Below are 24,863 nucleotides of genomic sequence, written 5' to 3'. Positions count from 1 at the left end.
AGAAAGGGCGCCGATTTCCATCGGCGCCCTTTTTTGTTCATGGTCCAAAGGCGGGAAGGGTCCGGCACGCGAGTGCCCACAAGCGTGCCGGACCACCCCTCCCCAGGGGTTCAGAGATCAGGTGCGGCGTTCGCCGATGCGGTTGCGCAGGATGCCGATGCCTTCGACCTCGAGCTCGATGACATCGCCGGGTTCCAGATAGCGACCGGTTTCGAAACCGCAGCCATTGCCGGCCGTGCCAGAGCCAAAGACATCGCCGGGATACAGGGTTTCGTCGCGCGATACGAAGGCGATGCACTGTTCGAAACTGAACTGCATTCCCGACGAATTGCCGCGGCCCTGTACCATGCCGTTGATCCGCGATTCCATCGCAAGATTTGTCGCATCGGCGATCTCGTCGCGCGTGACGATCCACGGCCCCATCGCGTTGCCGGTGTCGAAATCCTTGCCCTTCGAGGGGCCCATGCGAAACTGCTGGTCGCGGACCTGCTCGTCGCGTGCGGAAAAGTCGTTATAGACGGTGTATCCAAAGATATGCTCTGCCGCATCCTCGGCGCGGATATCGACGCCGCGTTTGCCGATGATCGCGGCGAACTCCAGCTCATAGTCCATCGTGGTGCTGAAGCGCGGCCATTGGATTGTCGATTCATGGCCCGAACAGGTCATCCGGTTGCCCTTGAAATAATAGGGGCGTTCGTACCAGATCGCGGGCAGGTCATAGGCGCCGCTGGCCTTGAAGGAGGCATAGGCCGCCTCGGGATCGGGTTGGCTTGCTGCGCGCATTCGCATGCTGGTGTCGAGCGCCTGCAGGCAATGCAGCTCAAAGTTCGAAAAGTCGCGGATCGAGTTGGGCACCGGCAGCGGCGGGCAAAAAATTATGTCGGCTGCGGCATGGCGGTGGTCGCCTCGGTTGCGGGCCAGGATATCGCGCGCGCGATCGAGGACGACGTCGCCGCCTTCGATCAGTGACTGCATCGTTGCCAGCGCGGGGCGGTCCGCTGGCGCGGCGGCGGCGGCTAGGTCGAGGATCGATCCGTCGGACGCCACGGCGCCGACCATCTCGCCCTGACCGGCATCGAAAGTGACGAGTCTCATCTTTGCTCTCCACATTTATATCGTAATTCGCTACAGCGTCACGCATAGCGCTACAAATGGTGCCGTCAATCGGTTGAGGAGGAAAAATGGCGAAGATAGTTTTGGGGATCGGATGTGCACATACGCCGCAGCTCCACACGATGGCGAAGGACTGGGATATTCGGGCCGCTCGCGACCGGCAGGACGGCATTCCGCTGTGGTTCAAGGGGCGCAAGCTGAAATATGCCGAGCTGGAAAGCGAGCGCGCGGCAGAGCGTCTGGGCGATCAACTCGACCTGGCGACGCGGCAGGCGGCGCTCGACAAGAGCTTTGCTGCGATGGATCGGCTGCACGAAGCCTATAAGGCGGCTGCGCCCGATCTGGTGGTTATCATCGGGAATGACCAGCATGAGATATTTTCGGATATCGTGCCGAGCTTCGCGGTGATCGCAGCCGACGAAATCGCCAATATTCCGCGGACCGATGAACAGAAGGCGCGTCTGCCGGTCGGGATCGAGATTTCTGACCATGGCCATCTGCCCGATGCACCGACGGTCTATCCGGGTGACCGGGCCTTCGGGACCCATCTTGCCCGCCATCTGGTGCGCGAGGGCGGTTTCGACGTGACCCTGTGCCATGAAAAGCCGACGGTGCGTAACGACAAGTCGCTGCTTTACGGTATGCCGCACGCTTATGGCTTTTTGTACAAGAACATCATGCGCGACATGATCCGTCCGCAGGTGCCCGTCGATGTCAATTGCTGGTATTATGACAATAGCCCCAGTGCGGCGCGGGCGCATGATTTTGGCGCGGCCGTCGCGCAGGCGATCGAGGCGTGGGACAGCGACGCGCGCGTTGCGGTACTGACGACCGGCGGGCTGACCCATTTCGTCGTCGATCCCGAATGGGATCATCGTTTCCTGGAAGCGATGCGGACCCGCGACCACCAATGGCTGCGTGCCATCCCCCAGAACGAGCTGATGGCGGGAACGTCCGAATGCAAGAGCTGGATTGCCACGTCAGCGGCCATGGATGCCGCCGGTCTGGACATGCAACTGGTCGACTATCAGAAACTGTATCGGACCGAAGGCGGAACCGGTTCTTCCTGCGCCTTTACCCTGTGGAATCAGGCCGAATAGATTTTATTCGGTCTCACTTCTCGGACCGGAAGGTGCGTGTTAGGAGGCAGTATGACCGAAACAAATGAACAAGCCGACGACGACACGGGTTCGGCCCGCGTCAAGAGCGTAGAGGTTACTGTCCAGATACTGGAAGTGCTGACGGAAGCGACCGAAGCGGTCCGTGTCACCGACATGGCGCGTCAACTCGGCATGACCAAGGCGCGCGTGTCACGGCACCTGCAAACGCTCACGCGGCTTGGGCTGGTCGATCGCGCGCGCGAAGGCGAAGGCTATGTTTTCGGTCGCAAGCTGCTGAAATTCGGCCGTGCAGCGGTGTATCGGAGCAATCTGGTACAGCTCGCACGGCCCTTTCTTCAGGATTTGTTCAACGCCACCGGCCATACGGCGTTGCTCGCAACGCCGACCAGGGGCGGGGCGATGGTGGTGTCGTCCGTGAACAATCAGTTCGAACCCGGCATCATGATCCATCCGGGCATGGTTTTGACGCTGCCGACCTCGCCGGCGGCGCGGCTCATCTATTTCTTCGAAGATCAGAAACCGACGCCACCGCGCGTTGCGACCAACCTGCGCCACTATGGCGTGGATTTCGAAGCCAATCCGCGCGGCAGCGGACTCGGCGGCATCGCGGCGCCGATTTTCGAACCCGATGGCCTGATTGCCGGGACGATCGGGGTTATTCTGTCGTCGTCATTGCTGATGCCGGAACCCGATCACGATCTGCTTGCCCAGGTCAATCATGTCGCGGCCTGCCTGCAGGCCGAATATGCGGAAGGCGCAACGTCGTTGCTGATGCCCGACCGCGAATTGCTGGCGGATCCCGCCGCAGGATAGCATCTCGCCCGATGCGCGAGCGTGGGTCGCTGCTCGCGCACGATTTTCTCTCTTGCCCGCCCGCCGTGCATATGGTGCGGCGGGGACTTCGCCGTGGGGTCTGTCCGGATGGCGACGCGCCTTCTCTTTGGGTCGGGAAGAATTTTGTTGAGGTATGTTATAATGTAACATAAAGGGTGCCCCGTCTATTGAGAAAGGGGTTTTTTCCGTGAATTTCAAAGCTCTCCTTCTGTCCGCTGCGGTCCCGGCTGTTATGCCTCACCCAGGCTGGGCGGCCGAAGCCGCTCCGACACGGCCCACGGTGGTGCCGCCTGCGGGCTTCGCCCAGGCGGGCAGTCTCGCCGACCGTGAAATCGTCGTGACCGCAAGCATGATTGGACTGAAGGCGGACGAAACGGCAACGCCGGTCATAACCTTGTCGGGCGATCAGTTGATCCACCGCCGACAGGCGACACTCGGCGATACGCTGGCCGGACAGCCGGGCATCCATTTTGACAATTTCGGCGGCGGGGCGAGCCGACCGGTCATTCGGGGGCAAACCGCGCCGCGCGTCCAGGCGCTATCCGATGGCGCCAGCATTCAGGATGCGTCCGCGATATCGCCCGACCATGCGATCACGACCGAGCCGCTGCTGCTGCGCGGGATAGAGGTTCTGCGCGGCCCCTCGGCGTTGCTGTATGGCGGCAGCGCGATTGGCGGCGCGATCAACCTGCTCGATGAAAAAGTGCCGACCAGCGTACCCGAGGGCGGTTTTGCCGGCGTATTCGAAGGGCGGCTGGGCACCGCCGATGACGAACGCTCGCTGGTCGGCGGGATTACCGCGGGCACCGGCCCGATTGTTTTCCATATCGAGGGGGTTCACCGCGATTCGAACGACTACCGCGTGCCCGGTGGTTTCGGGGAACGCCATGTCGATGGATCGTACAACAAGGGTTCGACCGTCAGCGGCGGCGTGTCGTGGGTCGGCGACCGTGGCTATGTAGGCGTCGCCTATACCCGCCAGCGCAGCGAATATGGCTTGCCGGGCCACAATCATGATTATGAAGATTGCCACCCGCACGGTTCTCGCCTGCATTGCGGCGGTCATGGTCATGACGACGGCGATCACGACCATGACCATGGCCACGACCATGACGAAGTGCCTTTCGTGAAACTGCGCAGCGAGCGGTTCGACCTTCGCAGCGATTATGACGATCCGCTGCCCGGGATCGAAAAGTTCCGTTTTCGATTGTCGTTCACCGACTATGAACATGACGAGATCGAGGGCGACAAGATCGGAACGACATTCAAGAACAAGGCGCACGACATCCGCGTCGAAATGGCGCATCAACCGCTCGGCGGATTGCGGGGTGCTTTCGGTGTCCAGCACTCGGATGGCAAGACGAGCGCGCTGGGCAAGGAGGCGTTCATTCCAGAGGCCGACACGCGCAGCACCGCGCTATTCCTGATGGAGACGCTTGATATCGGTCCGGTCCGGTTCGAGCTCGCGCTTCGCAAGGAGTGGCAGCGGATCGAAACCACGCGCGGTCGGTTCGCGAAGCATGACCCCTTCTCCATCTCGGGTGCGGCGGTGTGGGATGTGGGCGGCGATTACTCGCTGGCTGTCTCGCTCGCCCATTCGGAACGCGCACCCAATGTGCAGGAACTTTATGCGCGCGGCGTTCACCTGGCGACCAATACCTATGAACTGGGAACCGCAACGCTGGGCAAGGAAAAGGGGGAGTCTGTCGACATCACGTTCCGCAAGACGGCCGGTGCGACCACCTTCACCCTCGCGGCCTATCACCAACAATATCACGACTATATCTTCGCTCGGACGCTCGACCGTTTCGAAGATTTTCGCTTGATACGATACACGGCCGCCGATGCGACCTTTACCGGCGTCGATGGCGAAGTGCGGCATCAATTTACCAGCGATTTCGGTCTGTCGCTATTTGGCGACTATGTTCGCGCCAAGCTGGAGGATGGTGGCGGAAATCTTCCGCGCATCCCCTCCGGCCGACTGGGCGCGCGCGCCGACGGGCGGTGGGGCGCCTTCTCGGCCGACATCGAATATTATCACGTCTTCACCCAACGCAAGATCGCCGATTTCGAAACGCGAACGCCGGGATATGACATGATCAATGCGACGCTGGCCTATCGTTTCGATGTCGGAACCAAGGCCGACGCCGAAATATTTGTTCGGGCCACCAATTTGACGAACGAACTGGCGTACAACCACGCCTCGTTCATCAAGAATGCCTCGCCGCTACGCGGTCGCAACTTCGTATTCGGACTGCGCACCCACTTCTGATTGTCGAGCCGATGGGGAAGGGAGGGGCGCGACCTTCCCCATCGCACGCGTCGGATCAGCTCGGCTCGGCCGCCAGCACATAGTCGAAGCCATGGTGCAAACAGCCCTCGCGCTCGATATGGGCGAGGGCTTCGTCGCGCAGGGCGCTGCCATGGGCCGCCAGCGCCGTTGCGAGCGCCCGGTCGGCCATCCGCTCCAAGCGCGGAGCGCACATGTCGATCTGGCTGTTCACGAAGCGCTGCTTGTAACGGATTGGAAAGCGCCGCGCCGATGTCACGCGGAACCCGGACGCTTCCAGATGGTCGACCACCCATTGCACGGGATATTCGCGATAGGGCTGCTCTCCTGCGAGGAGCAGGCATGTATCGCGAAAGCGTCCGATTTTCCATGCGATCCGTCCTGCGGTGGTATCGGGCGTTCCCGCAACATAGGGTTCCAGTCCCACGATATAGAGGCGCTTTCCGACGAGCGGCCGCAGCCGCGCGAACAGTCTGTGCTGGAAATAGGGAGCAAAACCGTCGATCGCGCCGAGCAGATAGTCGGCGAGCACGATGTCATAGCGTTCCCCGGCAAGCAGCGTAGGATCGGCCCAATTTCCGACGATGATCCGATCGCCCGGACGTCGGGTGTCGGCGACAGCCCGGCCTACCTGCGCTGCATGAGCCTGAGAGCCCGATACGGCCGTCCAGCGGGTGGTGGCGAGCGAACGGATCCATCCGATCGAATGGGTGCCCGTGCCCGCGTCCAGCAAGGCTCCCCAAGGCTCCGGGCCGTGCAGCGATTCGATGTGGCGAAAAAGGGCCGAGCCGGTTTGCGAACCATGGTCCAGAGCAGTCATGGCAATGTAATAACATAACATCGCCATGACTCAAGCGATGCCATCGATGCCCGGACGCGAATCGCCGGGAACATGTCCGCCCGTTGTTTCCGGCGCGCGACGGTCTCCGGGTCGCGAAGATAACCAATTAAATACCAATAAGGGGAATTCTTCGAAGATTTCCTAGGCTGTTAGGCGGTTTGAGTGGGTTTCGGTGCGAAACGCATTCTTTGGTTGATATTGGTATTTAAAATATGATACCAATTCGATCCATCAGAACAAAAAGAATGGGAGGATCTATATGTCGAGTTCTAGGTCGCTGTTGGCGACGGCAAGTGTAATCGCGAGCATGGCGAGCGTTTCGCCGGCTTTTGCGCAATCGACCGACGCGGCGGATGCCGCCAGTGCAGATGAAATCGTCGTCACCGGCTTTCGCGGGTCCGTCGCCCAGGCGATCGAGGCGAAGCGCGATCTCGCGGTCATCGCCGATGTGGTCACGGCCGAGGATGTCGGCAAATTCCCGGACAAGAACGTCGCCGAGGCGCTGCAGCGCGTTCCGGGGATCGTGGTCAACCGCGAGTTTGGCGAAGGGGAACGTGTGTCGCTGCGCGGCACGGCGCCCAATCTGACCAAGACCCTTTTGAACGGTCACTCGGTGGCGACGGCTGACTGGTTCATCCTCGATCAGGTCGCCTCGACCCGCAGCTTCAACTATCTCACGCTTCCCGCCGAGATCATCGGCCGACTTGAAGTGTATAAAAGCCCGCAGGCCGATGTCGAAGAAGGCGGCGTTGGCGGGACGATCAACGTCGTCACCCGCAATCCGCTCGACCTGGACCCGCTGACGGTGTCTGCGTCGCTGCAGGCCGCCTATTCGGACCTCTCTGGCAAGCTTGATCCCCAGGTGTCCGGGCTGGTCAGTTGGAAAAATTCCGACGAAACCTTCGGCATTCTGGTCGGTGCCATCTATCAGAAGCGCCGGACGCGCCGCGACGGCCTCGAAATCTTCGGCTATCGCTCTGCAGCCGTGGGCGGCGGCCAGGATGCCCTGGTTCCGACGCTGATCGGTTCGACGATGTTTGAACAGAATCGCGAACGCTATGGCGGCAATATCGGCATCCAGTTCCGTCCGTCCGACGAGTTGGAAATCAACATCACCGGGCTTTATTCCCGCTTCAACGCCGACAACTTCAACCAGAATTATCTCGCTTGGGGGGATCAGGCACTTGGTGGCGGTGGTACGATCACCAACGCCGTGATCAAGGATGGTGTCGCGGTGGCCGGAAATATCGCCTCGCGCAGCGGCGGTACGGCTGGGTTCGGCGTCGTTTACGACGCCATCGATCGTCAGGCGGTGGCGAAGACCGTGTCCGCCGATTTCGACCTGACCTATCGCCCGTCGGATTCGCTGACAGTCCATTTCAAGGCCGGCTGGACCAAGGCCAATGGCGATACCAGTAACGAGAATTTCATCGAGTTCGCCGGTCCGGGCTCGTTCAGCTACGACCTGCGCAGCGGACGCCCCGAAGTCAGCTTCGCGAACCCCGACCCCCTGAACCCGGCGGGCATCCGTCCCGACTTCGCCCGTATCCAGAGCGTGACGAACGAGGATGAGGAGAAATATTTCTACCTCGATCTTGAAAAGCAGGTCGAATGGGGGCCGATGACGGCGTTGAAGATCGGGGTGAAATATACCGATCATGATCGCGTCGCCGATCGCTTCGCAACCAATGGCGGCGTGTTCACGCCCAGCCTGCGCTGCGATGGCCGCGCCTGTACTTCGGCCGATTTCGCAACTGGCGGCGGGATGCCGGGCGACTTCCTCGACAATGTGTCCTCGTCGGGCACGCTCGACGATTATTGGCGGGTCGACCCGGCAAAGCTGCGCGCCATCTATGCGGCACAGACGGCGCCGGGAACCGATCGCTTCCTGGTTCCGGGCAACAGCTATTCGATCAATGAAAAAACCTATGGCGGCTACGGCCTCGCGAAGTTCGCGGGCGAAGGGTGGCGCGGGAACGCCGGTCTGCGCGTGATCCGCACCGATCAGACGTCAAAGGGCTTCATTATTGGTGGCGCCAATCCCCAGTTCACCAACCCCTTCGGCGGTTTCACGCCGGCGACCGCCGAGCGTTCCTATACCGACGTGCTCCCAAGTGCGAACCTGACGGTTGACCTGTCGGATCAGGTCGTGCTGCGCTTCGGTGCGGGCAAGACGGTAACGCGCCCTGATTTCGTCGACATCACGCCGGGCGTCGATCTCAACGGTACGCTTCTGACGGGGCGTGGCGGCGATCCGAATCTGAAACCTTATCGCGCCAATCAATATGATCTGTCGATCGAATGGTATCCCGACCGCGAGACGATCGTCGCGCTGGCGGCCTTCTACAAGGATATCCAATCCTATATCGTGAACACGACGTCGGTGGAGATTTTGCCGAGCGTGTTCGTTCCGGGATCGGAGCCGGCAGGCTGCGTACCGGCGGCGGGCAGCAATCCGAACCTGTTCGATTGTCCCTATCAGATCAACCGGCGCAGCAACGGCGCGGGTGGACGCAATCAGGGCTTCGAATTCCAGGTGTCGCGTCCGATCTGGGGCGGTTTCGGCGCTGTCGTCAACTACACCTATTCGGATGCGAAGGCGAATAACGGCGATCCGATCCCGGGCAATTCAAAGCACTCGCTGAATCTCACCGGCTATTATGAGGATGATCTGCTCAGTGCGCGTCTGTCGTACAATTATCGTTCGAAATTCTTCATCGATATCGATCGCTCGTCGCCGCTGAATCAGGCATCGCTGTCGTCGCTCGACGCATCGGTCAGCGTCAATGTCACCGACAATATCGCGCTGACGGCCGAGGCGGTGAACCTGACCAATGAATCGATCGATCAATATTCCGGAACGCGCGATCGTCCGCGTGCAACCTATGACAATGGCCGCCAATTCTACTTCGGTGTGCGCGCCAAATTCTGACCTCTCCGGCACTGCCGCATAGGCCTGGCCGGCTCTCCTTCCAGAGAGCCGGCCACTTTTTTTTAGGGCGGAGCGCTAGCGCAGCCGCTTCGCCTCATTCTTTCTTGATTGTCGGGAAGAAGGCGGTTCGGGCGCTGACCTGGCGTTCAGTTGTCCTTCTTCTTCGGCGTGACCCAGATGTTGACGGTCGCAGCGAACTTCCCCGGTTCGGGTTTCCCGATATCGACCCGTTCCGCGGTCACGAGCTCGCCGGTGGCGAGGTTGAAGCTGGTCCAGGGCTTGGGCATACGCCCGAATTTCATGCGCTGGATGGGTTGGCCGGTCGAAAGATTCATGATGGTTGCGATGATACTCATGGCGCGCCGGTAGCGGCCGGGACGCCGGTCTGTCCAGCCCGAGCTGCGCATGTTCCATATTTGGCTATGGCGTCCCTTTGAACGCGGTCGTGAACTCCAACTCGCTGAAGCCGGAACGAAGGAAAACGTCTGCGATCGCGGCCCGGTCGGCGGGCTGGCTGCCTAGTCCTGCTCGATTTCTTCGCTGTCCCACCCCCCGCCGAGGGCACGGTACAGGTCAACGAACGCCAGGTCGCGGTTCAACCGGGCGCGTTCCAGCGCGACTTCGGTGGACAGCAGCTGGCGCTGCGCGTCGAGGACGGACAAATAGTCGTTCACGCCCGATTTGAAGCGCAGGTCCTGCAGATGAAGCGAGCGTTCGGCCGCCGCGAGCTGGTCGGCCAGCGGTGCGAGCTGGTCCTGCGCCGCGCGATAGGTATAGACCGCCTGATACACGTCGAGCATCGAATTCTGCACCGCCTGGCGATATTGGATCAGCGCCTGTTTTGTCTGGGCGCGGGCTGTATCGACACCTCCCTGGTCGCGTCCGAACGCCAATATGGGCAGCGTGACGTTCGGCCCCCAGCTGTTGATCGATACCGATTTTGCGTCATCAAAAAGCCCGTCGATCTGTCCTGACGCGCGCCCGAACAGGGCGCTGAGGCCGATGGTCGGGAAAGGGAAGCGGTTGGCAATGGCGACGCCTTCCCGGGCGGTCGCGGCGACCAAGGCCTGTTCGGCCATCCTGACGTCTGGGCGGCGGGCGAGCAGGTCGGCCGGAACGCCCAGTGGCAGATCATGGCTTGCGATCCCGCGTTCGCCTCCCTGGTCCGCGACGGGTGCCAATTCCAGTGGCGATGGATAGCGACCCAGCAATGTGGCCAGCAGATTTTCGCTGATCAGCCGCGTCTTGCGGATTTGCGGAAGCTGCGCCCTGGTTCCGGCGAGTTGACCGCGCGCCTGCTGCTCCTCGCTGTCGGACACGACACCTGCGCGATGGAGCGACTGAACCAGCCCCAGCGACCGTTGCTGCAGCGCGATGTTGCGTTCCAGAATCCGTTCTTCGGCCTGCAACTCGCGAATGGACAGCCAACTCGCCGCGACTTGCTGCACAAGGGTCGACACGACGGCGTCCCTGCCGGCCCGTGTTGCGAGGAGTTGGGCCCGAACCGCCTCATTTTCACGGCGCAGCTTGCCGAAAAGGTCGATTTCCCAATTGAGGATCAACCCCAGCGTAAAGCTGCTGTCGTTCGAATTGGTCTGTGCCGCCGGGCTGGTTTGCAGCGCACCGTCGATCCAGGGAAACAGGCGGCTTCGTGATGTCCTCAACCGTCCTTCGACTTCCTCTATCCGGGCAAAGGCAAGCTGCAGGTCCAGATTGTGCGCGAGCGATTCCCGGATCAGCGATTGCAGCTCGGGGTCCCGGTACAGCGCGAACCAGGGCGTGTTGGCGGCGGTGATCGCATCCTCTTCCGAGATCGGCACTGCATGGCCGGCGGGCAGGCCGAGGTCGGGCCGGCTATAGTCACGGCCGGCAATCATGCAGCCGGACAGCGACAGGGCGGCAAGGACCGCCGTGCCGACGCGCAGGGGCTGGGCGATCTTCATGCCGCGCCCTCCTGGCCCGGTGCGCTGCCGCGAGATGGGCGATCCGCATTCAACGCGGGCTGACGCTTCTCCTCGCCCGCGCGCCACGCCGCGATGCGCTCGGTCATTGTCTGGACGATGACATAAAGGGCGGGAACCATGAACACCGCCATGACGGTGGCGACCAGCATTCCGCCGAACACCACGGTTCCCACCGAATGCTTTGATGCCGCGCCCGCACCCGAAGCGATCATCAACGGCACGACCCCCAGAATGAAGGCAAAGCTGGTCATCAATATGGGGCGCAGACGCAGCCTGGCTGCCTTCACGGCGGAATCGGCGATGCTCATGCCTTCCTCGCGAAACAATTTGGCGAACTCGACGATCAGGATCGCGTTTTTGGCTGACAGGCCGACCAATGTAACGATGCCGATCTGGCCATAGACGTTGAAATCGAGCCCGCGTAGCAGGACCGAGAACAAGGCACCCATGATGCCGAAGGGAACGCCGAGCAGAACGGCAACCGGGATCGACCAGCTTTCGTAAAGCGCGGCCAGGAACAGAAAGACGACGACGATCGACAGGGCCATCACGACCGTTGCGGCATTGCCGGTTTCGACCTCTTCGCGCGTGACGCCCGCCCATTGATAGCCATATCCGGCGGGCAGCGTTTCCGCGGCGGTCTTTTCGAGCGCGGCGAGCGCGTCGCCCGAACTATATCCCGGCGCGGGCGCCCCCGAGATATCGGCCGATCCATAGAGATTGTAGCGCGTTGTAAAGCGCGGTCCTGCGCCCTTTTCGACCGTGACGAGGGCGCTTAGCGGGACGACCTTTCCCGTCGTGCGGCTGCGGAGCTTGATCGCGCCGAGCGCGTCAATATCTTCGCGATAGCTGGCGTCGGCCTGCACCATGACCTTGTAATTGCGTCCAAAGCGATTGAAATCATTGACCTGTGCGCCGCCCAGCATGATCCCGAGCGACTGGTATATGTCGGTCAGCGATACGCCCATTTCCTTGGCGCGTTCGCGATCGACCGACAGCTGAAAATTCGGCGTCGCGGCGTTGAAGGTCGATGAAATGCGTCCGATCGCGGGGGCTTCGCTCGCCTTCGCCAGAAACAGGTTCGTGACCTGTGCCAGCTCGGCGGGCGATTGCCCGGCTCTCGCTTGCAGCATCATCGAAAACCCGGACGAAGCGCCAAATCCGGGAAGCGGCGGCGGGCCAAAGCTCATGATCATGGCTTCGGGTACGGCAAAGCCCATCCGGTTCGACGTCTGGATCAGCGCGGCCGACGAACTGTCGCCGCCACGGTCATGCCACGGCGCCAATTTGGCGATCATGACGCCCGCATTGGGGGCCGCGGTGGTCGACAGAATATCGAATCCGGAAATCGACAGAACCGATTCAACGCCCGGCAGTTTGGCGAGTTGTCCAGAATAGGAGTTGAGCACCGCCTGGGTTCGCTGGCTGTTCGACGCATCGGGCAATTGCGCCATGACGAAAAAGGCGCCGACATCCTCATCGGGAACGAAGCCGGTCGGTGTAATACGAAACAGGACGCCGATCGCGACGATAACGAGCAGCAGCACCATGGCGACACGTTTCAGGCTGGTCGTGGTGACGCCGATGAACCGCGCATAACGCTCGGTCATGCGGTTGAACCCGGCGTTGAAGCGGTCGAAAAAGCGTTCGAGCCAATTCTTGTCGCTCTCGGCCTTGCCATGCTCCTTGGGTTTGAGCAGCATGGCGCACAGCGCGGGCGTCAGGGTCAGCGCGACCAACGCCGAAAAGGCGGTCGATACCGCGATGGTCAGCGCGAATTGCTGGTAAAGCTGGCCGCTCACGCCCGGAACGAACGCCATCGGGACGAATACCGCCGACAGCACCAGCGCGATGGCGACGACCGGGCCGGACACCTCGTCCATCGCGGCGCGCGTGGCCTCCAGCGGCGCGAGCCCTTCTTCCTCCATTTTCTGTTCGACCATTTCGACCACGACGATCGCGTCGTCGACGACGATACCGATCGCCAGCACCATGCCGAACAGGGTCAAAGTGTTGATCGAAAAGCCAAGGAAATTGTACACGATCAGCGTCGCGATCAACGACACGGGGACGGCGAGCATGGGGATCAGCGTGGCGCGCCAGCTTTGCAGGAACAGGAACACGACCAGCAGAACCAGGATCACCGCATCGCGCAGCGTATGCTCCACCTCCGCGATGGATTCGCCGACAAACTCGGACGTGTCATAGACGATGCTATAGGCGAAATCGGGGGGGAAGGCGGTCTTGAGCTCGGCCAGGCGGGCTTTCACCGCCTCGGCCGTTGCCATCGCATTGGCGCCGGGCGACAGGGCGATGCCAACGGCGGCGGCGGGCTTGCCGTCCAGCCTCGCCTCCTGCGCATAGCCCTTTGCGCCCAGTTCGACCCTGGCGATATCGCGAATGCGTACTTGCGACCCGTCGGCGCCGCTGCGCAGGATGATGTTCTCGAACTGCGGGACCTGGTTGATACGGCCTTGCAGCTGGAGCGAATATTCAAACCCGCTCTGCGTCTGGGTCGGCGGTTGGCCGACCGATCCGGGGGCCGCCTGGCTGTTTTGCTCGCGGATGGCCGCGACGACGTCCATCGGCGTCAGGCCAAGCGCCGCCAACCGATCGGGCTTCAGCCATATCCGCATCGCAAATTGGGAACCAAAGACGGTGACGTCGCCGACCCCTTCGGTCCGCTTCAACTCGTCGACGATATTGTTGTACAAATAATTGGAAAGAAATGTTTTGTCATAAGCGTTGGCGGGGGAATGGAAGGCAACGTACATCAGGGTGTCGGACGATGTTTTCTTCACCGAAACCCCGATATTCTGAACCTCCGCCGGCAATTGCGGGATAACCTGCGACACCCGGTTCTGGGTCTCGACCGATGCGATGTCGGGGTCGCGCTCCAGGGCGAATTGCACGGTGATGATCGACGACCCGTCGGACCCGGAAACCGACCGGATCGATCGCATCCCGGTCACGCCGTTGATTTCGGAATCGAGCGGCGCGGTGACGGTCTCCTCGACCACCTCGGCATTGGCGCCGGGAAAGACGCTCGACACCCGAACCGTCGGGGGCGCGATGTCGGGGAATTGCGAAACCGGCAGCCCGAAAAGCGAAATGACCCCGGCCAGCACCAGAAAGAGCGAAATGACGATGGCGAAGACCGGGCGGTCGATGAAAAAGCGCGCCATGGCGGATCAGCTCGTTTTCGCGGCGGTGGGGGGGGCTTTTTTCGGCCCGCCCGATCCTCCGCCAGCCGTGGGTTGGACCACCGCGCCAGGGCGCGCCATTCCCAGCCCCTCGACGATCACCTTCTCTCCGGGCTTCAACCCTTTGTCGATGATCCACTCGCCGCCCACATGGGGGCCGGCTTCGACCCGGCGTTGCTCCACCTTGTTGGCTGGGCCGACCACCATGACGAAATAGGTGCCGAACTGTTCGACCACGGCCTTGTCCGGGATGACGATGGCGTCGGGCCGGGTGGCGATTTTGATCTTTACCCGCCCGAACTGACCGGGAAGCAGCGCGTTGTCGGGGTTCGGGAAAATGGCTCTCAGGCGATAACTACCGGTCGCCGCGTCAAAGGCGCGGTCGGCAAAATTGATCCGTCCGGTCGCGGGAAAGACGGAACCGTCCGACAGGATCAACTCGATTCCGCTGCCGGCTTCCTGACGCTCCGCCTCGGGCAGTTGCTGGAACCGCAGCACCTCCTGCTCGCTCGGGCTGAAATAGACCTCGACCGTCGATGCGTCGGATATCCGCGCAAGCTCGGTCGTCCCCGGCGCGACGAGCGTGCCGACATCGACATTGGCGTTGCCGATCCGGCCCGAGATGGGCGCGCGGATATAGGCATAGGACAGGCCGATCCTGGCCTGTTCGACGCTGGCCCTTGCGGCGCTGACCTGTGCAGCGTTGGCGCGTGCCGTCGCGACGGCATTGTCATAGACTTGGCGCGATATGGCGTCCTCTTCCACCAGCGGACGATATCTGGCGACATCCTGCTGCGCGCGCGCCGCTTGCGCCTGCGCGCCGGCGAGTTGCGCCTGCGCCGCGGCGACCGAGGTTTGATATTCGCGCGGGTCGATAACGAACAGCAACTGTCCCTGCCGGACCAGCCCGCCGTCGACGAAATTCTGCCGCAACAGGACGCCGCCGACACGGGGATATATTCCGACATCCTTCACCGCGCGGACGTCGCCGACATATTCGGCATAGAGCGGGGTCGATTGCGTTCTGGCGACCGCCACCTCGACCGGGACGGGGGGAAGCTGTTGCTGATCGCTCCCTTTGCCGCAGGAGGGCAGGCTGGCCGCCATCATCAGCGTGATCGCAATTTTGCGCATGGGCTTTCGGGACACAAATTCTGCAGGCAGTCCGGCCAGTATCTTCATCCCTTGATCCCCCTTTTTCGATCCCGTGTGTCGGCGTGCTAACCGGCGCTATCGTCTCCCGTGTGCGCCCGCGCGGCGGATGCTTTTCGCAGCCGGCGCGGCATGTGTTCGCATCGTGCATGGGCGGCCGCAGTGCCGCCTTCGATCGCCGTTGGGACGGCCGCCGCACTCATCGCGTCGGCCGCCGTGTGAAGCCCATGGCTGCGCGAACATCGCGCGAAATGTGAGGGGTTTTGCGTATTCGCCCCCGGATTGGTTCGGAAATTGGGGTGGCACATGATGGCCTTGCGGCGCCCGTCGCAACGCCCGACGAATTTATAGCCGTGCCGAGAGGCGTGATCGCCAATCGGGCTGCGCTATAGTTTCGCAATATGTCCAGCATGAACTCCTCCGATACAGAAGGAAGTCAAGGGTTTCGCTCGCATGTCTTCGCCAAGCCGCCGGCTGACATTATCGTCGCGATGGCGATCGACGTCTGGAGGCAATAGTGGGCGCGCCCTGACCGGGAGTCAATAATTAACGCTGAATGAACAATTTTCGGGGTGGCAAGCTATCGAAACCGAAATGGATGCGTGCCAGCGCAGGGCGCGCCAGCGGGTGCTCCTCGCCAAGAGGTTTCGGCACTCTTGTCGGGGCATGTCGATTGGAAAAGGGCTCGGTTGCCCCCATTCGATCGCTTTGTTTCAGGGCTTCAGCTTGATGGCCATGCGGTGATGTGTGGCGGACAGGCTGGCGACTTCGCGATAGCCAAGGCGCTCGTAAAAGCGTCGGGCGCGATTGTTGTCGCGGGCGACATGCAGGTCGATGGCGTCGATCTTCGCGGCTCCCGCTGCGGCGGCGATCCACCGCATCAACAGCGAACCCACACCATGTCCGCTCGATGCCGGGGTGAGGGTGATTTCCACCAGTCGCCACGGGCGCAGCGAGCGGTCGAGGTAAAGCCGCCCGATGTCGACATGCCCTCCGTCGCTTTCCTGCCGCGCAACGATCAGGCGGTCCGCATGTGGATAGGCGCGCTGATAGTGCAGATGCTGCAAGCGAAATTGATCGTTGAGAAAGGCGCGTTTCGCCGTGTCCGCCCACGGCAGCGGGGCCAGTTCGTCAAAACGGGCGGTGCAATAAAGCTCGCGCAGCCAATTTTGGTCCCGCTCCTCTGCCGCGCGCAGCAGGATCCCCTGTCGCACCATGGCGGTTGACGGAACCGGCAAGGGCGCGACCGACTGGCCGTTGTTCAAGAAAAGCTCGGGAAAATGCCGTAAAGTGCGATTGAAAAATTGACCGCCAGAACCGGTTGCTGGTTCGGATGCGGCGAACTGCCGCCGCCGACGCCGATCGCCATGGGGGACATTTGCACGGTGTTGGTCGGTGTCCCAAAACCGACGGCATTGTCGGACCCTGAAAGTGCGGAACTCGGGGTCGGTCCAGCGGTGCGCGCGGCCGACCCTCCTTCCCAGACGCGAATCCCGCCATGGTTGTGCGGCGGTATCTCTGTGGTGGTCAGCGTCACCTGCTGAACGCCGAAACTTTCGCCCAAAGTGCGCGCGGTCAATCCCGGGCCATTGCCGATGCCGCAGGGCTGTCTCGACGCCAGATTGGGGAGCGCGAAGGTGGTACGGCCATCGCCGCCGAAACTGGTCCCCATAAGGGAGTATAGCGCTGTGTTCTGCTGAATCGGAATCAGCGTGCCATCGCAGGTGGCCCATTGATAGGGCGCATAATTGAAACCGAAAATCCGGACTTCGCCGATATAGGGATCCGCCATGGGGTCTCTCCTGGCAATAGGTTGGGGTTAGCGGTCAGCCCTGCGACGGGAATATGCCATAGATGGCGATGCAGGGCAGCAGGGCGAGCGTTGGGGCGCAGTTCTCGTGGGGAAGCCCGGACCCCGTGTTGCCGACGCAGGGCACGGTCGTGGGCACTGCCCCGCTGGTTCCGGATTGGTACAGCGCATCGCCCGCCGGCAGGGTGGCCGGCACGTTCGATGTGGGGTTGCTGCTCGTCGCTCCAAGACTGGAAGCCTCGATCAAATGGGTATGGCCCCCAAGTTGGCTGGCGGTCAGCGTGACGGTCTCGGAACCGCTCTTCCCTCCGATCGGGTGCGGGGAAAGGCCCGGCCCCACCCCCTGATGCAGGGGGATGCGGCCACGAAGATCGGGGACCGCGAACGTGGTTCTGCCGTCGCCGCCATAGGTGGTGCCGATCAGTGTGTACAACGCTTCATTTTCCGCAATCGGCAACAGGGCGCCATTGCATAGCTGCCAACCAGCAGGCGCGCCGCGGACATAGGTGAACCATCGAATTTCGCCGACAAACTGGTCGCTCATGCTTTGCCCTTTCTGTTTGTCCGCCGGTCAGCCGCGCGAGGGCCAAATGCCGGACAGCGCGATGCACATGTTGATCACCTCGTAAGGCTGCATGTTCGCATGCGCCATGTCCCCCGCCGGAGCGAGTGGTCCGCCCGCGAGGCCGACCAGATTCTGGGCCGGGCCATAGATGGCGGGGGTCGAGGTGGCGAACCGTTCGGTTGCGGAGGGGAACCCATTCCGAGCCGCGGCGGTCGTGGCCGTCATGCCGTGGCTGTGTGACGGAATCTGGGCGCTCGTCAACGTCACCGTCTCGCTGCCCAGCGCCGTGCCTTGCGCATATATGGTGGGTTGCCAGGATGGAGCCGCAGAGGGGGCGGCGCCAATGGGCGCCCGGCCGCGCAAATCGGGAAGTGCGAAATTGCTGGTTCCGTTGCCGCCATATTGAGTGCCGAGCAGGGCGAACAGCGCCTGATTCTGGGCAACCGGCAAAATCTGTCCGTTGCATGCGGCCCAATATTTGGGAGCAAAGGAAAATCCGGCAGACATGATTTGCCCGATAAACGGCTCTGACATTTACGCGTCTCCCCTGCAAGGACAGGGTGTGAACACTATTTCTGATGGAGCCATGTGTTCAAGGTAAATTTCATATTATGATAAATTAAAAATCCACTGGATTCAGCGAATTGCCATATTGGAACCAAATATTTTCATATTGGATGTTGTTAAGCGGTCAGTTTCAATCGTGTTGTTGGAGTTATGAATTTTATGATTCTTTTGATATTTTCGATTTTAATATATGGTCATTGAAATTTTGATGGGGGGTGAGGAAAATGAACAGATTCGGGGCAGTCAGATCGTTGCTGTCTCTGTTCCTGTTTCTGCTCCTCTTGATGGGCGCGGCGCCTCAGTTGCGGGCGCAGGGGGTATTCCCTTGCGACGTCGACTCCACCGACATTGCGGGGCTGACTTTCGTCAACCCGCTGGGCGACGTGAATGATTTTGATTCCTACGCTCTCGGCGGCGTGTTGACGGGGGAGAATGTCCGCGACAGCGGTGCCTGTGGTCCGCTGGCGAACATTAATCTCCGACCATTGCTCGGTGGGGAAGGTTATCTAGTCGGTGTCAGGGTCGACAATGCGACGCAGCAGGGTGGGACACTGGTTCGCTATAGCGCTAACGAGGTGCGCTATCTGCCCCCGTCACACAGCTTCAGCGGAACCGATACTTTCACGGTCGACAATAACAATACTGGCCGCGTCATCACCGTGAGAGTCAATGTCCTGCCGGCCGCGCTGCCCCCAGTGGTGACAAGCCTCTCTCCCTCTCAGGGGCCTGCGGCCGGGGCAACATCGGTGGTATTGACGGGGACCGATTTTTCGGGGGCTTCCGCGGTTACGTTCGGGGCAACGGCGGCGACGGCCTTTACGGTGAACAGCGCAACCCAGATCACGGCGACCAGCCCGGCCGGGACGGGCACCGTCAACGTCCGCGTGACGACGGCCAATGGCACAAGCGCGGCCGCGGCGGGCAATCAGTTCACCTATGTCGCTGCGCCCACTGTCACAGCTGTCAGCCCCGGCTCCGGCTCTGCCGCCGGCGGTACGGCGGTGGTGATCACGGGCACCAACCTGACCGGGGCGTCGGCGGTCACATTCGGCGGAACGGCGGCCGCCAGCTTCACGGTGAACAGCGCGACGCAGATCACGGCGACCAGTCCGCCGGGCACCGGCACCGTCAATGTGCGCGTCACGACGGTGGGCGGCACGAGCGCGACGGCGGCGGCCAATCAATACAGCTTCATTGCTGCGCCCACCGTCACGGGGCTCAGCCCGACGTCGGGTCCCGCTGCGGGCGGTACGACGGTGGTGATCACCGGCACCAACCTGACGGGCGCGAGTGCCGTCACATTCGGCGGCACCGCGGCAACCGGCTTTACCGTGAACAGCGCGACGCAGATCACCGCGACGAGTCCCGCCGGGACCGGCACCGGCAACGTCCGCGTGACGACGGTGGGCGGCACGAGCGCGACGGCGGCGGCCAATCAATACAGCTTCATCCCCGCGCCCACCGTCGCGGGGCTCAGCCCGACGTCGGGCCCCGCTGCGGGCGGTACGACGGTGGTGATCACCGGCAGCAATCTTTCGGGCGCGAGCGCCGTCACATTCGGCGGCACCGCGGCAACGGGCTTTACCGTGAACAGTTCGACGCAGATCACCGCGACCAGTCCCGCCGGGGCGGGAGCGGTGGATGTGCGCGTGACGACGGTGGGGGGAACCAGTTCCGTTTCGGCAAGCGACCAATTTACCTATGTCGCGCCGCCGACGGCCGCCAATGGGAACGCGACCGTGGCTTATGGGTCGGCTGCCAATGCCATTTCGCTGACGCTCGGCGGCGGCGCCGCGACCAGCGTGGCCGTTGTCGCCCCGGCGTCCAATGGGGTGGCAACCGCGGCCGGGACGAGCATCAGCTACACGCCGACGGCGGGCTATGCCGGGCCCGACAGTTTCACCTATACAGCGACGAATGCGGGGGGAACCTCGTCCGCGGCGACGGTGACGATCACCGTGACGCCGCCGACGGTCGACCTTGCGCCCGCCAGCCTGGCGGCACCATCATATGGCGCCGCGTACAGCGCAACGATCACGGCGAGCGGCGGGGCCGCGGCATATAGCTATGCCGTGACGGCTGGGGCGCTGCCGTCCGGCCTGACGCTGGCGGGCGATGGGACGCTGTCCGGCACGACGACGGCCACGGGCCCGTTCGGCTTCACCGTCACCGCGACCGACAGTTCGACCGGTCCGGCGGCGCCTTTTTCCGGGAGCCGGGGCTATAACTTCACGATTGCATCGCCCACCATCGTGCTGACACCGGCGGCAGGCGCCTTGCCGGCCGCGACGGCCGGTGCGTCTTATTCGCAAAGCATTTCAGCCAGCGGCGGCGTCGGACCCTATGGCTATGCGGTGACTGCCGGGACGCTGCCGACCGGGTTGACGTTGAACGCATCGACTGGCGAGATCGGCGGGATTCCGACCTCTTCCGGGCCGTTCAGTTTCACGGTGACGGCGACCGACGCCAATAGTTTTACCGGCAGTGCGGCTTATTCGATCGCGGTCGCGCTTCCTACCCTGGCGATCAACGGGACGCCCGCGAACGGCCGGGTCGGCGACGCTTATAACGAGACGTTGACGGCGAACGGCGGGATCGGTCCCTATAGCTTCTCGCTGCGCACCGGGACACCGCCCGACGGGATCAGCTTTTCGTCGGCGGGCGTCTTTTCGGGGACCCCGACCGAGGCGGGCAGCTTCAACATGATTGTACGCGCCACCGATCAGACGGGTGGTACCGGTCCGGCCACCGTCGACCGGAATATCACATTGGTGATCGGGGCGCCGACCGTGATGCTCGACCCGGCGAGTTTGGGGGGCTTTGCCTTTGGCACTCCCGTGTCGGCCACGGTCGTGGCCAGCGGCGGCACCGCGCCCTACAGCTATTCGATCGTTGGTGGCGCGCTGCCGGACGGACTTTCGATGAATGCCGGCGGGGCGATTTCGGGAACGCCAACAACACCGGGCAATTTCAACTTCACGGTACAGGCGACCGACAGCTCAACAGGGGGCGGTGCACCTTTCAGCGGGACGCGCAACTATACGGTTGCGGTCGGCGGACCCACGGTCATTCTGTCGCCGGCGGCGCTTCCCGATCCGGGGATCGGCCAGGCGTATAGCCAGACCGTGTCGGCCAGTGGCGGCACCGCACCTTATACCTTTGGCGTGACGGCGGGGGCCTTGCCGCCAGGGTTGACGCTTTCGACTTCGGGGGTGATTTCCGGAACCGCGACGGCCAGCGGAGCCTATAATTTCACCGTCACGGCGACCGACAGTACGGGAGGGCTGGGGCCTTATACCGCCGCCCAGTCGTACAGCTTGAACGTCGGCGCGGCGACGGTCGCGGTGTCTCCGACGACGTTGCCCGCGCCTGTCTATAACACGCCCTATAACCAGAATATCACCGCGTCTGGCGGGACGGCGCCGTACAGCTATGCGATTACCGCCGGGGCTTTGCCGAGCGGGCTGGCATTGGCGCCGGACGGGACATTGTCGGGTACGCCGCTGGCGGTCGGAAGCTTTGCTTTCACCGTCACCGCGACGGACAGTTCGGGCGGCACGGGGCCGTTCTCCGGCAATCAGGCCTATAATTTCACCATCGCCGCGCCGGTCCTGGCGCTTGTTCCGCCCGCGGGTGGATTGCCTAACGCCGCGGTGGGCGTCGCCTATGGCCAGTCGTTGGGCGCGACGGGCGGGGTCGCTCCCTATAGCTATGCCGTGACATCCGGGGCCTTGCCGGCGGGTGTCGTGCTTGCGACCGATGGCGCGCTTTCGGGGACACCGACGGCCGGGGGGACGTTCAGTTTCACCGTCACCGTCACCGACAGCGGTGTCGGCGGGCCGTTCAGCGCCTCGGCGGCGTATAGCCTCGACGTGGCGTCACCCAGCATCGCGGTGACACCCGCCAGCCTGCCGTCCGCGATGATGGAGGCGCCCTATAGCGCGTCGCTGTCGGCGTCGGGCGGGACCGGACCCTATAGCTATGCCGTCAGTTCCGGGGCGCTGCCCGGCGGCCTGACCCTATCGCCCGCGGGTGTCGTTTCGGGTACGCCGACCGTCCACGGCACTTTTGCCTTCACCGTGACGGCGACCGACAGTTCGGGGGGCACCGGCCCCTTCACCGGCAGCCAGGCCTATGCCTTTGTGGTTTCGCCGCCGCTGGCCCCGGTCGCCAATCCGGTCAGTGCCAACATCGCCTATGGATCGGCGGACAATCCGATCGCGCTCGATCTCGCGGGCGGTACCGCGACCGGGGTTGCGGTGGTGACGCCGCCTTCGCATGGCACGGCAACCGTATCGGGGCTGGCGATCAGCTACACGCCGACGCCCGGCTATTCGGGGCCTGACAGCTTCACGTACAGCGCCAGCAACGACGGCGGGACGTCGGCGCCGGCGGCCGTGACCATTTCGGTTGCCAGCCCCGTCGTAACGGTCGGGCCCGCCAATCTGGCCGCTGGACAACAGGGCGTTGCCTATTCGGCGACCCTGACGGCATCGGGCGGCGCCGCGCCCTATCGTTTTGCGGTGACGGCGGGGGCACTTCCCGCCGGGCTGTCGCTGGCGACCAACGGAATTGTGTCGGGCACGCCGACCGAAAACGGCGCCTTTGCCTTCACGATAACGGCAACCGACAGTTCGACTGGCACCGGGCCTTTCACGGCAGCCATCTCCTATACGCTGCAAATCGCGCTTCCGGCGGCCCCTGTTGCGCGCAACGCGCCCGACACGACCGTGACCGGGACGACGGTTCCGAATGCGGCATCGGTCGACATCGATCTCGCCGCGCTGGTCGACGGGGAATATACCGATATCCGGGTCGATACGCAGCCCGAACACGGCACGGTGACAGTGGCGGGCAACTTTGTCGCCACCTATCGCCCCGCGGTGGCGTATCAGGGCGCCGACGCCTTTACCTTCGTTGCTGTCGGCCCCGGGGGCACGTCGTCTCCGGCGCGCGCAGAAATCACCGTGGTCGGGGCCGTGCCGGTGGCGCCCAGCCTGACCGCGACCTTGTTGAACGGGCGCGAGGTCATCTTGGACGTGACCACCGGCGCGCAGGGCGGTCCCTTCAATGGGGCGGCCGTCACCGCCATTCTTCCGGCCAATTCGCTGGCGGCAGAGGTTGTGGAGGGCGGCGCGCCGGGCGATCGAAGCTATGGCATCAAGTTGCGCGCGATCGGCCGCTTCAGTGGTTCGGCCACGATCCACTATACGCTCGCCAACGCCTTTGGCGTCTCGGAACCTGCCACGATAAGCGTCATGGTCGAGGCGCGACCCGACCCGTCCGCCGATCCGGTGGTTCGCGGGTTGAGCGCGGCCCAGGCAGAAGCGGCGCGGCGGTTCGCAAGCACACAGCTCGACAATTTTGCCCGTCGCAATGAACAGTTGCACGGCAGCGGAGCGGCAAGCCGGGGGCAGTCGACGGGCGTTCGTCTGTCGGGCGGTGACGGCACCTATCGTGGGCGGACGGCGGACAACGCTACCCCGGCCGGGGTGGTCGACATGCGGGCACTTGGCGGTGTTGAACTCGCGGATGCTTCGCCCGACACGACGCAGATGCTCGCCCAATTGGCCGCGTCCGACCGCGATACCGCTCCGGCGGGCGCCCGCACCGTCGGATCGATCGAAATCTGGTCGGGCGGTGCGATCCAGATCGGCACGCGCGATGCCACCTCGCGGCGGTCGAAGCTGCGGGTGTCGAGTTCCGGGCTCAGCGCCGGTGTCGATGTGCGGCTCAGCGACTCGCTCACGATCGGGATCGGCGGCGGTTATGGTTTTGACCGGACGAAGGTTGGACAGAATGACGAAGGGCGGCTCGATGCCGAAAACTGGGTGACGGCGCTTTACGGCAGTCTGTCGCCCGGCAAGGGGGTGTTCATCGACGGCGTGTTCGGCATGGGCGGGCTCGATTTCGAAACCCGGCGCCGGGCGCCCAATGGCGCAACCGCGCGGGGCGCGCGCGATGGGACGATGACGTTCGCATCGCTGGCCGCCGGTGTCGATGAATCGACCGATCGCTGGCGTCTGTCGAGCTATGCGCGCATCGAATATATGGCGGCCCGGCTCAAGGCGTATGAGGAAGCCGGAGCGGGCATCTATGACCTTGCCTTTGCCGAACGAAAGCCGCGTTCCTTCACCAGTATCATCGGAACGCGGGGCATGATCGCGGTGCCGTCGGATATCGGCCTGCTGACGCCGCGCGCGCGCGTCGAATGGCGGCACGAATTCAACCGCAGCGGGGCGCAGGCGCTGGACTATGCCGATATCGCGGGCACCGATGGGCTGGGTTACGGCTATCTGATCCGTGACGACAATTGGCTTCGCGATGAAATTCAGATCGAGGTCGGGATCGGTCTGGAGGCGCTGGGCGGCTGGACCTTTGGGCTCGACCTTGGCGGGCGGTTTGGTTCGGGAACGGTGCTCGGCACGGCAAAGCTCAGCGCGTCCACTCGCTTCTGAGGATCGGCTCGGC

At 63.0% G+C, this 24,863-nt stretch carries 15 protein-coding genes; 5 read left to right on the top strand and 10 right to left on the bottom strand.

The features are described 5' to 3' along the window. Positions 1-117 precede the first annotated feature (117 nt). On the bottom strand, positions 118-1,095 hold the full coding sequence (locus U0S50_RS13610; protein WP_322309309.1) for a fumarylacetoacetate hydrolase family protein: 978 nt from the start codon (positions 1,093-1,095) through the stop codon (positions 118-120). An 86-nt stretch (positions 1,096-1,181) separates the two neighbouring features. Here U0S50_RS13610 and U0S50_RS13605 point away from each other — a divergent pair, with 86 nt between their 5' ends. From U0S50_RS13605 to U0S50_RS13595, 3 genes are all read left to right on the top strand, one after another. Then, positions 1,182-2,213 carry a hypothetical protein gene (locus U0S50_RS13605; protein ID WP_322309308.1) on the top strand — a complete coding sequence of 344 codons (1,032 nt, stop codon included), beginning with the start codon at positions 1,182-1,184 and terminating at the stop codon, positions 2,211-2,213. A gap of 51 nt (positions 2,214-2,264) precedes the next feature. Next, the gene (locus U0S50_RS13600; protein WP_322309307.1) at positions 2,265-3,047 is read left to right on the top strand and encodes an IclR family transcriptional regulator; all 783 of its coding nucleotides are present in this window, start codon (positions 2,265-2,267) and stop codon (positions 3,045-3,047) included. A 208-nt stretch (positions 3,048-3,255) separates the two neighbouring features. Then, complete coding sequence (locus U0S50_RS13595; protein ID WP_322309306.1) at positions 3,256-5,340, top strand: TonB-dependent receptor domain-containing protein; 2,085 nt, start codon at positions 3,256-3,258, stop codon at positions 5,338-5,340. 55 nt (positions 5,341-5,395) lie between these two features. Here U0S50_RS13595 and U0S50_RS13590 read toward each other — a convergent pair whose 3' ends face one another. Beyond that, the gene (locus tag U0S50_RS13590; RefSeq protein ID WP_322309305.1) at positions 5,396-6,205 is read right to left on the bottom strand and encodes a class I SAM-dependent methyltransferase; all 810 of its coding nucleotides are present in this window, start codon (positions 6,203-6,205) and stop codon (positions 5,396-5,398) included. Between the two features lie 253 nt (positions 6,206-6,458). Between U0S50_RS13590 and U0S50_RS13585 the strand changes: the two genes are divergently transcribed. After that, a complete protein-coding gene (locus tag U0S50_RS13585; protein ID WP_322309304.1) occupies positions 6,459-9,131 on the top strand; it encodes a TonB-dependent receptor in 2,673 nt (890 codons plus the stop codon). Positions 9,132-9,277: 146 nt separating this feature from the next. Here U0S50_RS13585 and U0S50_RS13580 read toward each other — a convergent pair whose 3' ends face one another. The 8 genes from U0S50_RS13580 to U0S50_RS13545 all read right to left on the bottom strand — a co-directional run bounded on the left by U0S50_RS13580 (position 9,278) and on the right by U0S50_RS13545 (position 18,332). Beyond that, the gene (locus tag U0S50_RS13580; RefSeq protein WP_322309303.1) at positions 9,278-9,487 is read right to left on the bottom strand and encodes a hypothetical protein; all 210 of its coding nucleotides are present in this window, start codon (positions 9,485-9,487) and stop codon (positions 9,278-9,280) included. Between the two features lie 162 nt (positions 9,488-9,649). Continuing rightward, the gene (locus U0S50_RS13575) at positions 9,650-11,074 is read right to left on the bottom strand and encodes an efflux transporter outer membrane subunit (protein ID WP_322309302.1); all 1,425 of its coding nucleotides are present in this window, start codon (positions 11,072-11,074) and stop codon (positions 9,650-9,652) included. After that, positions 11,071-14,280 (bottom strand): multidrug efflux RND transporter permease subunit, encoded by a 3,210-nt coding sequence (locus U0S50_RS13570; RefSeq protein WP_322309301.1) that lies wholly within the window; start codon positions 14,278-14,280, stop codon positions 11,071-11,073. Before U0S50_RS13570 ends, U0S50_RS13575 begins: the two co-directional genes overlap by 4 nt. Positions 14,281-14,286: 6 nt before the next feature. Next, entirely contained in the window at positions 14,287-15,432 is a 1,146-nt protein-coding gene (locus U0S50_RS13565; protein WP_322309300.1) for an efflux RND transporter periplasmic adaptor subunit, read from the bottom strand. A gap of 731 nt (positions 15,433-16,163) precedes the next feature. After that, positions 16,164-16,715 carry a GNAT family N-acetyltransferase gene (locus U0S50_RS13560; protein ID WP_322309299.1) on the bottom strand — a complete coding sequence of 184 codons (552 nt, stop codon included), beginning with the start codon at positions 16,713-16,715 and terminating at the stop codon, positions 16,164-16,166. After that, complete coding sequence (locus tag U0S50_RS13555; RefSeq protein WP_322309298.1) at positions 16,712-17,242, bottom strand: phage tail protein; 531 nt, start codon at positions 17,240-17,242, stop codon at positions 16,712-16,714. The genes U0S50_RS13560 and U0S50_RS13555 overlap by 4 nt, the downstream gene beginning before the upstream one ends. A gap of 34 nt (positions 17,243-17,276) precedes the next feature. Next, positions 17,277-17,804, bottom strand: a complete 528-nt coding sequence (locus tag U0S50_RS13550) for a phage tail protein (protein ID WP_322309297.1) — start codon at positions 17,802-17,804, stop codon at positions 17,277-17,279. Positions 17,805-17,831: 27 nt separating this feature from the next. Then, positions 17,832-18,332: a phage tail protein gene (locus tag U0S50_RS13545; protein ID WP_322309296.1), complete on the bottom strand. Its 501-nt coding sequence runs from the start codon at positions 18,330-18,332 to the stop codon at positions 17,832-17,834. Between the two features lie 284 nt (positions 18,333-18,616). Between U0S50_RS13545 and U0S50_RS13540 the strand changes: the two genes are divergently transcribed. Continuing rightward, positions 18,617-24,850, top strand: coding sequence for a putative Ig domain-containing protein (locus U0S50_RS13540; RefSeq protein WP_322309295.1), 6,234 nt, complete (start codon positions 18,617-18,619; stop codon positions 24,848-24,850). The last annotated feature ends 13 nt before the right edge of the window (positions 24,851-24,863 follow it).

It is taken from the genome of Sphingopyxis sp. (assembly GCF_034380315.1).
GTDB lineage: Bacteria > Pseudomonadota > Alphaproteobacteria > Sphingomonadales > Sphingomonadaceae > Sphingopyxis.
This window is presented reverse-complemented; position numbering and strand designations above follow the sequence as displayed.

Bases quoted from the DNA above. Each gene is read 5' to 3' on its own strand.
- U0S50_RS13610 (WP_322309309.1), bottom strand. From the start codon at position 1,095: ATGAGACTCGTCACTTTCGATGCCGGTCAGGGCGAGATGGTCGGCGCC.
- U0S50_RS13605 (WP_322309308.1), top strand. From the start codon at position 1,182: ATGGCGAAGATAGTTTTGGGGATCGGATGTGCACATACGCCGCAGCTC.
- U0S50_RS13600 (WP_322309307.1), top strand. From the start codon at position 2,265: ATGACCGAAACAAATGAACAAGCCGACGACGACACGGGTTCGGCCCGC.
- U0S50_RS13590 (WP_322309305.1), bottom strand. From the start codon at position 6,205: ATGGCGATGTTATGTTATTACATTGCCATGACTGCTCTGGACCATGGT.
- U0S50_RS13585 (WP_322309304.1), top strand. From the start codon at position 6,459: ATGTCGAGTTCTAGGTCGCTGTTGGCGACGGCAAGTGTAATCGCGAGC.
- U0S50_RS13580 (WP_322309303.1), bottom strand. From the start codon at position 9,487: ATGAGTATCATCGCAACCATCATGAATCTTTCGACCGGCCAACCCATC.
- U0S50_RS13575 (WP_322309302.1), bottom strand. From the start codon at position 11,074: ATGAAGATCGCCCAGCCCCTGCGCGTCGGCACGGCGGTCCTTGCCGCC.
- U0S50_RS13570 (WP_322309301.1), bottom strand. From the start codon at position 14,280: ATGGCGCGCTTTTTCATCGACCGCCCGGTCTTCGCCATCGTCATTTCG.
- U0S50_RS13565 (WP_322309300.1), bottom strand. From the start codon at position 15,432: ATGCGCAAAATTGCGATCACGCTGATGATGGCGGCCAGCCTGCCCTCC.
- U0S50_RS13555 (WP_322309298.1), bottom strand. From the start codon at position 17,242: ATGGCGGATCCCTATATCGGCGAAGTCCGGATTTTCGGTTTCAATTAT.
- U0S50_RS13550 (WP_322309297.1), bottom strand. From the start codon at position 17,804: ATGAGCGACCAGTTTGTCGGCGAAATTCGATGGTTCACCTATGTCCGC.
- U0S50_RS13545 (WP_322309296.1), bottom strand. From the start codon at position 18,332: ATGTCTGCCGGATTTTCCTTTGCTCCCAAATATTGGGCCGCATGCAAC.
- U0S50_RS13540 (WP_322309295.1), top strand. From the start codon at position 18,617: ATGAACAGATTCGGGGCAGTCAGATCGTTGCTGTCTCTGTTCCTGTTT.